Origin of the sequence: Metabacillus litoralis (assembly GCF_007994985.1) — a bacterium.
Lineage (GTDB): Bacteria > Bacillota > Bacilli > Bacillales > Bacillaceae > Metabacillus > Metabacillus litoralis.
The window spans coordinates 170,267-181,652 of sequence record NZ_VOQF01000005.1 but is presented as its reverse complement, the minus strand read 5'-3'; the positions used below and the strand labels follow the sequence as shown (position 1 = coordinate 181,652).

Annotated in this window: 7 protein-coding genes; 1 reads left to right on the top strand and 6 read right to left on the bottom strand. The window is 35.0% G+C overall.

What is annotated here, in order from left to right:
• Positions 1 to 55: 55 nt before the first annotated feature.
• The 6 genes from FS935_RS23410 to FS935_RS08970 all read right to left on the bottom strand — a co-directional run bounded on the left by FS935_RS23410 (position 56) and on the right by FS935_RS08970 (position 9,647).
• Positions 56 to 223, bottom strand: coding sequence for a hypothetical protein (locus tag FS935_RS23410; protein ID WP_158638575.1), 168 nt, complete (start codon positions 221 to 223; stop codon positions 56 to 58).
• Between the two features lie 112 nt (positions 224 to 335).
• Complete coding sequence (locus tag FS935_RS08990) at positions 336 to 1,334, bottom strand: inorganic phosphate transporter (RefSeq protein WP_146947719.1); 999 nt, start codon at positions 1,332 to 1,334, stop codon at positions 336 to 338.
• Positions 1,335 to 1,348: 14 nt separating this feature from the next.
• Positions 1,349 to 1,972 (bottom strand): DUF47 domain-containing protein, encoded by a 624-nt coding sequence (locus tag FS935_RS08985; protein ID WP_146947717.1) that lies wholly within the window; start codon positions 1,970 to 1,972, stop codon positions 1,349 to 1,351.
• 783 nt (positions 1,973 to 2,755) lie between these two features.
• Positions 2,756 to 5,425 carry a pyruvate, phosphate dikinase gene (gene ppdK, locus FS935_RS08980; RefSeq protein WP_146947715.1) on the bottom strand — a complete coding sequence of 890 codons (2,670 nt, stop codon included), beginning with the start codon at positions 5,423 to 5,425 and terminating at the stop codon, positions 2,756 to 2,758.
• Positions 5,426 to 5,429: 4 nt separating this feature from the next.
• Positions 5,430 to 6,236, bottom strand: a complete 807-nt coding sequence (locus tag FS935_RS08975; protein ID WP_146947713.1) for a pyruvate, water dikinase regulatory protein — start codon at positions 6,234 to 6,236, stop codon at positions 5,430 to 5,432.
• A 231-nt stretch (positions 6,237 to 6,467) separates the two neighbouring features.
• On the bottom strand, positions 6,468 to 9,647 hold the full coding sequence (locus FS935_RS08970; RefSeq protein WP_146947711.1) for an efflux RND transporter permease subunit: 3,180 nt from the start codon (positions 9,645 to 9,647) through the stop codon (positions 6,468 to 6,470).
• A 380-nt stretch (positions 9,648 to 10,027) separates the two neighbouring features.
• On the opposite strand from FS935_RS08970, the gene FS935_RS08965 reads away from it, so the two are divergent.
• The gene (locus tag FS935_RS08965) at positions 10,028 to 10,873 is read left to right on the top strand and encodes a TetR/AcrR family transcriptional regulator (protein WP_146947709.1); all 846 of its coding nucleotides are present in this window, start codon (positions 10,028 to 10,030) and stop codon (positions 10,871 to 10,873) included.
• Positions 10,874 to 11,386: the final 513 nt, after the last annotated feature.

Sequence of the window (11,386 nt, the reverse complement as noted above, 5' to 3'; positions counted from 1 at the left end):
AAGCACTTATTAGTGTCTTTTTCCAAAAGAAAAAACAGAGGAATAATCCTCTGCTTCAACGTCTATACTGTCTTCGATTTCTACCCTTATTAGCTTCTACATCTACTAAATCCCACGCATTTTTATACTCATACTTATTGCTCCATATGTGGATTAGCATTTTCATTCCGGTGATAAAGCTTAATAATAGAAGTGACACAATTAAAAATAAAAGATCATTCATTTGTAATCTCCCCCAATTCTCCTTGTCCATATTTATATGTTGACATGAGAAAAATCATTCAGGGAAATCTGTAAATAGCGTTATTTTTTATAATATGCTAGAAATATATTTCTTACATAAAAAATTGGAGGAAATAATAGACTATTCCTGCTAGAATGGCTGATGCTGGTAGGGTAATCACCCAGGTAATCACCATCATTTGCGCTGTGCCCCAGTTAACGCCTTTTCTACGATGTGAAGCTCCTACACCTAAAATCGCAGAGGAAATAACATGTGTTGTACTTACTGGTAAATGAAAAATTGTCGCACCTAATATTATTGCAGCTGAAGACATATCTGCTGCAACACCATTTACTGGTCGAATCTTCATAATTTTATTTCCTACTGTTTTAATAATTCGCCAACCTCCAATTGAAGTTCCGAGTCCCATAACAAGAGCACATGAAAATTGCACCCAAAAAGGGATTTCAGTTGAGTTATGATAGTTGTTGGCGATTAACGCAAGAGTGATGATTCCCATTGCTTTTTGCGCATCATTCGTTCCGTGTGTAAATGCTTGAAATGCAGCTGTTAACACTTGATATCTTCGGAATCGATTGTTCGACTTTGTAAGAGAATGATTTCGAAAAATTATTTTAAACAAGCTATACACAAAGAAACCTACAACAAAAGCTAAGACAGGTGATAATAATAACGACTGAACAATCTTACTAAAGCCGGAATAATTAATACCCAAAAAACCAGAAGAAGCAATAGCTGCACCAACGATTGATCCAATAATTGCATGTGATGAACTACTTGGTATTCCGTAATACCAGGTTAAAAGGTTCCAGAAAATAGCCGAAATCAAAGCTGATAAAATGACTACAGATCCATTTTCTAGAGTAAAAGGATCAACAATGTCACTTGTTATTGTCTTTGCAACACCCGTGAATGTTAGTGCTCCAATGAAATTCATCACTGCAGCGAGTAAAACCGCCTGCCTTGGCTTTAATGCTTTTGTTGATACACTTGTTGCAATCGCATTAGCTGTATCATGAAAGCCATTGATAAAATCAAATGTTAATGCGCCGATAACAATTAAGGTTGTGATCAGTAAGGTTTCTTCCATACTACTGTCGACCTCTACGCATTTTTCATTACAATGCTATCTAGTGTATTTGAAACTTTACGACAATCATCCACAATACCTTCTAATGATTCGTAAATATCTTTGTGTTGAATAATTTTAATAGGATCTTTCACTACAGCAAATAAATTTTTAACCGCTAATCGCAATAAATTATCACTATTAGATTCAAGTTCTTTTATTTTTAAAGAGTATGGTGAGATTTCTTGTAATTTCTTTTGTGACAAACATTCAATAGCATGTGAAATTTCTATTGAACATTGATCAATAATGACAATGAACTTTTTCATATGCTCTGTCAAATTTGTAACAGAGTACATTTCAAGTAAAGCAGCAATATGCTCGATACCATCTAAAATATCATCTAAATCAACAGCCAGCTGCAAAATATCTTCCCGATCAATAGGAGTAATGAATGTTGAATTCAGTTCTTTTGTAATGATATGTATGAACGAATCTCCTGTTGTTTCAAACTCTTTTACAGTTTCTAAGAATAACTGTAATTCATGATGGTTCGTTATTTTTTGTTTTAAACAATATTTTGTTGTTTGCTGTAAATTGTTCGTAATTTTTAATAACAGCTCTGAAAATTTATCTTTCTTCCCCTTTGAAAATACCATAACATTTTCCCCCATCAACAACTTGTCCTGTAATTAGAGTACGTGCAAAAAGAAATAAACATGACTACTATCCTGATTTTTTTGAAAGTAGTGCCCCTTATCACCCTATATTTTCGAGCAAAACGCTGCTGATGAAAAGTCGAGTAAGATTAATAGAATTGTAGCTTATCTTATGGGATTTCGCTATGAAATTATTAAGGAGATTTTATGGTTGGAGTTGGAACCTTTGTGAAAAGTACTGAAGAGGTAAAAATTGTAGTTAATCGTAGAATCTAGTTCGTTCCATTGCGCTGCAGACACTCGCTTTCCACGGGGAGGAAGCTGAGTCTCCTCAGCTACGCTTGCGGGGTCTCAGCCTTTCCTCTATTCCCGTAGGAGTCGAGTGTCTTCCGCTACATTTCACTAAGTTTATCTTAATAGTGGATATCAATAATTCATTTCGACCATTGGAATTATATATTACTTCTTATTTATTTTTAATAGATGTATCTTCTCACTGAATCTCTTAAAAATCATTTATAATCTATATACTAAAATCCAATTAAGCCTGTTTCCAAATAAGTGCTCAATGTTCAACACATTGTGTTATGGCTATAAAATTAGAGAAAGTAGTTTAAAACGTTGTAAAATCAATAAAAATAAACGCGTGAATTCACGCGTTTATTCTTATTTTAATTTACTTTTTTGCACTCTAATCGGAACATATAAGGCTGTTTTTACAAGCTTTGCAAATTTCCACAGTTTAAATGTTCATAATAAGCCGAAAGAAATCTCTCTTCAAAATCACAATTGAACTTGGAGCGCTTGTTCAACCTGCGAATGCCGAATATTTGCTTGTGCTGCTGCTAGTCGAGCTAGTGGGACTCGGTATGGTGAGCAGCTAACATAATCTAAGCCTACTTCATGGCAAAATTGAATGGATTTCTTTTCTCCACCATGTTCTCCACAAATGCCAGTTTTCAAGCTCGGTTTTGTTTGTTTTCCAAGCTTTACACCTGTTTCAACGAGCTTTCCAACTCCTTCGACATCAAGGGTAGAAAACGGGTTTTCTTGGAGTATTTTTTGGTCAATATAGGCTTGAAGAAATTTGCCTTCTGCATCATCACGACTGTATCCAAATGTTGTTTGTGTTAAGTCATTTGTACCAAAAGAGAAAAAGTCGGCTTCTTCTGCAATGGAATCAGCAGTTAATGCTGCCCGTGGTACTTCTATCATTGTGCCAATCAGATAAGAGTATGATTGGCCTGTTTCATCTGATACTAGCATTTCTGCACTTTGAACTAGGTTTCTCATTTCTTTTAACTCATTTACATGTCCAACCAAAGGAATCATAATTTCTGGTTTTACTTTGAACCCTCTTGCAGTTACTTTTGTAATCGCATAAAAAATCGCTTTTGCTTGCATCACATATATCTCAGGAAAAATCATACCTAATCTACAGCCTCTGTGTCCGAGCATTGGGTTAAATTCGTGCAATTGACGTACCTTTCGTAAAAGCCTTTCTTTTTCATTAAGCTCTGTTGAAGGTGTGTTAATCATCCTTAATTTTGTAACTTCTACAAGTAATTCATCTTTATCAGGTAAAAATTCATGTAATGGCGGATCTAACAAACGAATTGTTACAGGATTTCCATTCATCGCTTCAAAGATTCCTTCAAAATCCTCTTGTTGCATTGGTAGCAGCTTAGCTAGTGCTTTATTCCGCTCTTCATTCGTTTCAGCCAAAATCATTTCCTGAACAATTGGAATTCGCTTGGGATCCATAAACATATGCTCTGTTCGACAAAGCCCGATTCCACCCGCGCCAAATTCAAGAGCCTTTTTAGCATCTTCTGGATTATCCGCATTTGCTCGAACTCCTAGCTTTCGTTCTTCATCTGCCCATGTTAATAATAATTGAAACTCATCAGATAACCCTGGCTCAATCATCTTTATTTCACCTAAAAAAATTTCACCAGTAGAGCCGTCAACCGTAATAATGTCTCCTTCATTTATCACAATATCTCCTACTGAAAAGTGCTTTTGCTTCAAATTAATAGACAAAGCTTCACATCCGCAAATACACGCCTTGCCCATTCCTCTTGCCACAACTGCAGCATGACTAGTCATCCCTCCACGACTAGTCACCGTTGCTTGTGAAGCAATCATTCCATGAATATCATCTGGTGTTGTTTCTGGTCGAACAAGAATAACCTTTTTATGATCGTGTGTTAACTTTTCTGCATCATCTGCCGTAAACACAACTTGACCTGTCGCCGCTCCAGGAGAAGCTGGTAACCCTTTTGTAAGTAGTGTTTTATCAGTAGAGTCATCTATTTGACGATGAAGCAATTGATTTAATTGATCTGGATCCACTCGTAAAATAGCTTCCTGCTTAGAGATGATGTTTTCTTTTACCATTTCAACTGCAATTCGAATCGCTGCTTGTGCAGTTCTCTTGCCAGTTCTAGTTTGGAGAATAAAAAGTTGTCCACGTTCTACTGTAAATTCAATATCTTGCATATCTTTATAATGCGTTTCAAGTAACTCAGATGTATCGATGAATTGCTGATAAACAGTAGGCATTTCATCTTGTAAAGTAGCAATTGGTTGAGGAGTTCGAATGCCTGCAACAACATCTTCACCTTGTGCGTTAATTAAGTATTCTCCATAAAGCTTTGCTTCACCTGTGGAAGGATTACGAGTAAAAGCAACACCAGTTCCAGAATCATTGCCCATATTACCAAAAACCATACTTTGGATGTTAACAGCAGTACCTAAGTCACCTGGGATATTTTGGAGACGGCGATAAACGACAGCACGTTGATTATTCCAAGAATCAAACACGGCATTTATCGCAAGAAATAACTGCTCCTTAGGATCTTGAGGAAACATTCTTTTACAATGTTTTTTCACAATTCCCTTGTATTTCTCAATAACTTCCTTCCAGTCATCTGCAGACATTTCAGGATCTGATCTATACCCTTTTTCCTCTCTTGTTTCTTCCACACACTGTTCAAAATAAAAAGCATCTACCTTTAGTACAACATCACTAAACATCTGAATAAATCTTCTGTAGCAATCAAATGCAAAACGAGGATTATTTGTTAACTGTGCTAATCCTTGGGCTGTTTCATCATTCATTCCTAGATTCAAAACCGTATCCATCATTCCTGGCATGGAATGAACGGCACCAGATCTTACAGAAACCAACAAAGGGTTTGTTGGATCACCAAGTTTTTTTTCTGTTTCTTTTTCTAGCTTTTTAAGAGCTTCTAAGATTTGAAACTCTAATTCTACTGAAGTAGATTGACCAAGTTCATAATAAGAAAGGCATGCCTTCGTTGATATAGTAAAGCCAAATGGAACAGGTAAACCAATTCTAGTCATTTCAGCCAGGTTGGCACCCTTTCCTCCTAAAAGCTCTTTTTGATTACTGTTTCCTTCATTAAACATATAAACAAATTTATTCATCAAGTCATACCCCTCTCTTTTTGAACATCGCTAATATAACATCAGCTGTTTCTTCAACAGCTTTATTCGAAACATTAATAACAGGACAGCCTATGCGCTTCATAATTTTTTCAGCATAATCCAACTCTTCAAGAATACGACCTAAATTCGCATAATTAGCTTGTGCTGTTAAACCTAAATTTTTCAGTCGTTCGATGCGGATTTCATTCAATTTATTTGGTGTAATAACTAAACCAACGCATTTGTTTTTTGGTATGTTGAACAGTTCTTCAGGTGGAGCGATTTCTGGAACTAACGGAACATTGGCAACCTTAAATATCTTGTTAGCCAAATACATTGAAAGCGGTGTCTTTGAAGTCCGCGAAACACCGATTAAAACAATATCTGCATGTCTAATTCCTCTTACATCTTGACCATCATCATACTTAACAGCAAACTCAATTGCTTCAACTCTTCTAAAATAGTTTTCATCTAATTTTCTCATTAAGCCAGGTTCACTTTTTGGTTCACTATTAAACTTTGCACGAAAAGCCTGCATAAGGGGATTCAGTAAATCCACAGCGAAAATTCCTTCTTCTTTAGCTTTTTCATCAAGAAATTGCTTTAAAAACGGAACAACAATCGTATATGCGATAATCGCATCATTATTTTTCGCTTGAGTAAGTATTAGTTCCAGATCTTCAATATTCTGTACATATGAAAAATGCTGAATCTCAACTACTCCACCATTAAACTGGCTTGCTACAGCTTTTACTAATAACTCAGCTGTTTCTCCAACTGAATCAGACACAACATATACAGTTTTCGTCACATTAAACCTCCATACACCCAATAATAAGTTATACAATAATATTAATGTGTTATACTATTTAGTTGATTTTTATATTACCATCATTGAATAGTTGAGGCAATACCTTTTTTGTCATGTTTTTCACTATATTTTGATTATGCTAATATGCCGAGTGCTAGTTAGTTGAACAAAGGAGACGATATTTTTTTCAAACACAAAAAAAAGACCTGACAATTGTCAGGCCTGCATTGTTTATTCTTCTTCAACTAATGATTTGTTTTTTCTAAATTTACTAAGCATTTCATACACGATCGGTACAATGACAAGTGTTAACAATGTTGAACTTGTAAGACCACCGATTACTGTTACACCTAGACCTTTAGAGATCATTCCACTTCCTTCAAGACCTAGAGCTAATGGAATTAACGCTCCAATTGTTGCAATAGCTGTCATAAGGATAGGACGTAATCGAGTTGTACCCGCTTCTAGCAATGCTTCACGTGTACTTAAGCCTTCTTTTTCTTTATGAATAACGCGGTCAATTAATACAATCGCATTTGTTACAACAATACCGATTAGCATTAACGCACCAATCATTGCATTCACACTCAATGTTTCACCTGCAATCAATAATCCTACAAGTGCTCCAATGATTGTAAATGGAAGTGAGAACAGAATCGCAAGTGGTGCTAATCCGCCACCAAATGTTATAACAAGGATAAGGTATACAATTGCAATTGCTGCAAGCATCGCTAATCCTAATTGAGTAAATGATTCTTGGATATCTTCCGTTACTCCACCCATATTCACTTCAATAGATGAATCTATATCTAAATCGCTAACCTTTGTTTGTACATCAGATGAAACCTTAGCAACATCATCTGTTTTAATTTCTCCTGAAACTTGAACGTAAATTTTACCATCACGTCTTGTTACAGTATTAGATGTTTCGCCTTCTTTCACTTCGACAACATCACCAATTTTTACTGTTTGACCTAACGGTGAGGTAATTGTTTTTTCTGTTAAATCATCAACAGATTCGTATTCTTCTTCTTCCACTTGAAGATAGACATTTACTTCTTCTCCGTCTTTTTCAATCTTAGTTAAAACAGGACGCTCTCTTGTCGGACTTAGCTCCATCCCAATTTGTGCTGCTGATAAACCAAGCTTGCTTAATTCCTCTTGATTTGCCACAAATGTGTACTCTTCATATGTTTCAGACATACTTGTTTCAACATTTTTTAGATTGTCATTATCTTTCATAATGTCTTCAATGTCATTAACTACAGGTGTAATGTCTTCGATGCTATTACCATAAACAAACATTGTGATTGCATTGCTAGCTCCAGCAGATGCAAAGTCTTGTGAAGCCCATTCTCCACCACCAGATGCTTCTTCTGTTAAATCTGCAATAACCTTTTCTTTTTCTTCAGTAAAGTTTGGTGTGTCATCTTCATACTCTACAAAGAATAAAGCACTATTTGTATCACCAGGATTCATTGGATTTTCACTTCCTAAAGAAAACTGAACTGTTTTCACATGTTCACGTTCACGATCTAGGAAGAATTTCTCTGCAACTTCTGTCATTTCTTCTGCTTGTTCTCTTGTTTCACCAGGCTCTGGTTTGTAGGTAACCATCATCATCTTTTCTTCTTCAGATGATAAGAAACTAACACCAATAACCGGCACTAAGAATAAGCTTCCAACTAGCATTAAAATCGCAATCGCTGATGTAATAATTTTATGATTTAAGGTCCATTCTAAAATCTTTCGATAAGCCCCCGCAAGCTTTCCAGGTTTATCATCATGTTGTTTCAGCTGTTTGCCTTCACCATATAAATTTTTCTTAAATAAGCTATGTGCCATCATTGGTACAATTGTTACGGCTACTAATAATGATGCTAATAGCGCAAATACCATTGTTAAAGCAAATGGTAAGAATAACTCACCAATCATTCCTTTTACTAATGCTAATGGAAGGAATACCGCAATTGTAACGATCGTTGAAGACATAATCGGTATAAACATTTCCTTCGTTGCTTCACGAACAAGTGCTTTTCCTTTTAATACTTCACCTTTTAGAGACATTCTTCTATAGATATTTTCTATAACTACGATCGAGTCATCAACAACACGGCCGATAGCAACTGTCATTGCCCCTAATGTCATCATATTAAGCGTGATATCCATTTGGTTTAAAAGAACAATCGCGATTAATAGTGATAACGGTATTGAGATGATTGAAATTAATGTTGATTTAATATCTCTTAAAAATAAGAGAATAATCACAACTGCAAAAAGAGCTCCAAATAACGCTTTACTTAACATTGTATGAACAGATTCTTCGATCGGCGTTGCTTGATCTAGTGTATACACAACGTCTAAGCCTGACATCTCTTCTTCAAAATCAGCTAACTCTGCTGCTACTTCTTTTGCCACATCAACCGTGTTTGCATCAGCAGATTTCACAATTTGAATTCCAATTGCTTCTTTACCATTTGTTCTTGAAATAGATTCTGCTTTTCCAACTAATTCAATGTTCGCAATTTCTGATAACTTAACAGTTGGTAATTCAATTGATTGAGGTGCTTGTGCTTGATTAGCAGCTTCTGCACCAGCTTGTGACTGACCAGTCATACCAGCTTGTTGCTCACTAGGCATCATTCCTTGCTGTGCTGCACCAGCTGAAGGTATAACAGGTATTTCTAGGTTTTGCAAATCTTCTAAGTTTGTAATATTTCCATCAACAACAACAGATTTCTCTGTATCATCTAATGTATATAATCCTAGAGGAAAACTTACATCTGCGCCTTTAATGATGTTTTGTACAGTTTCTTCATCAAGACCATATTCTTTCATTTTCTCTTCATTAAAAGAAAACTCTATTTCCTCCACTTGTTGACCAGAAACTTGAACTGATGAAACTCCATCAACACCTTTTAATGCTGGAAGAATTTTATCTTCTACTTCTGTTGTAAGCTCTGCAAGTGATAAATCATCATTAGCAATACTTAATGCTACGATAGGAAATGCATTTAAGCTAATTCTTGAAACAGAAGGATCATTAGTACCCTCTGGTAATTCAAGCTTTGCTAAAATACTATTTAACTCATCTTCTGCTTCATCCATATCCTTTTCAAATCCATATTCAATTTGAATGGATGATGCATTTTGGAATGAATTTGAACTAACAACGCTCACTCCATTTAAATTTGATACTGTTTGTTCAATTGGTTCTGTTACGTTATCTGCTACCTCTTGGGGAGTTGCACCTGGATAAACGGTTGTAACAGAGATAATTGGGGTAGTAATATTAGGGATTGTTTCTAACTTCATATTCATTCCAGAATATAAACCGGCTACAGATACAATTATCGTAAGCAGCCATACTGCAAACTTGTTTTTAAGCACAAAATTAATTAAGCTATTCATATTACCCTCCGTTTTTTCGAATATCATTGACTACTAGGTCACAATATATAATAATATAAATGACTAGTCGGTCATTCGTCAATGAATATATCGTAAATACCATATTAACTTTTTGTAAATTGTGAACGAATGGTCATGAATTACAAAAAAGAGGTGACAACAGATAGATAAATGGTACTAAAATAGATAAGCTTTAATAGGGGATCTTTTCTGAAGTATTGTTGATAATAGACCTCATAATTTGTTAGAAACAATCTTTTATCTTATAAAAGAAACGATTTTTAGAAAGAAAAGATGCCACAAAACTATATACAGTGCTATTACTTTTAGATTTCTAAATGCAACAAAATCTACGTAAATATCCTTAAAAGGAGATTGTCATGAATGCTAAAGAAAAAATGATCATCGAAGCAGGTAGCAGATTATTTGCTAAAAAGGGCTACTCAACAACATCTATTCAAGAAATTGTTGATGCATGCGGAATGTCTAAAGGAGCATTTTATCTTCACTTTAAATCTAAAGATGCTTTACTACTTGCAGCCTTTAAGTACCAATTTAATATGATAAAATCAAAAATTGACTCCATCGATATAGAAGGTGTAGATCCTCGAGAGGCATTCATAAATCAGCTTACAATCCAATTTGAAGAAATCAATAGACACAAAGATTTTATTATTATGCAATTTAGAGAGCAAACAACACCGATTAATACAGAGGTAGAAGATTTCATCCGAAAAATGGGCTACGAAATCGGAAGTCTCTATCACCAATCACTTACAAGACTATATGGTACCTCAATTAGTGCCTATATGTATGACTTAAACATCATCCTTCAAGGAATCATACAGTCTTATCTAAAGTTAATTATTTTCGAACAATCATCCATTGATGTAAGAAAGCTATCAATCTATATCATGAACCGAATGGATGACTTAGCATCTGGCTACAAAGTATCTAAAGAAGAACCAATTATTACATTAGATTGGATCACAAAGCACTCAGAACCACTGATCACTTCTAGTAAAGATGCACTGCTTCAACAGCTAGCAAAAGCAATCTCAGAAACAGAGGATGAAAATTTATCAATCACACTTGAAGTGATCGAAGAAGAACTCAAAAAAGATAAACCTAGACTCCCAGTTATCCAAGGAATGATCAACAACATACCCGAAAAATCGCAACTGCGATCATTACGAAATCAGATTAAAGACTATTTCGAACTTTGAGCAAGTAACTAGCGGATATGAATTCGCTAGTTTTTTTGTTGTGCTGCAAAATCAATGTAATATTTATTGGTAAATGCTTTTTGACTAATCAAAGGGCTTTTCATTTAAAAGGGCTCTTTGGACTAACTGAAATTTTTTAAGAAAAAGTAGGCTGTTCAACGAAATCCATCCATTATTTCTATGAATATAGCTATTTATTAAAATTGGACTAATTAAAGGGGTTCTTTATTAAAAAATTCACTTAAGGCTAACTAAATCTTTAATATTTTTAGTAAAAGTAAGTTAGCTCTTATTTACTTAACACTCTTTATGGCTAAAACGTGTTTCTTTTCCACACCTCGAGCAGGCTGCAATCATTTTATCTTCGATTTTTCTGATTTATCGCCGATTTTTCTGATTTATCGCCGATTTTCCGGACTTGTCATCGATTTTTCGGATTTATCGTCGATTCTGCGAAAATATCTTCGATTAGACTATTTTCGACAAAACCTGCCCACTTTTACTAATAGCCGA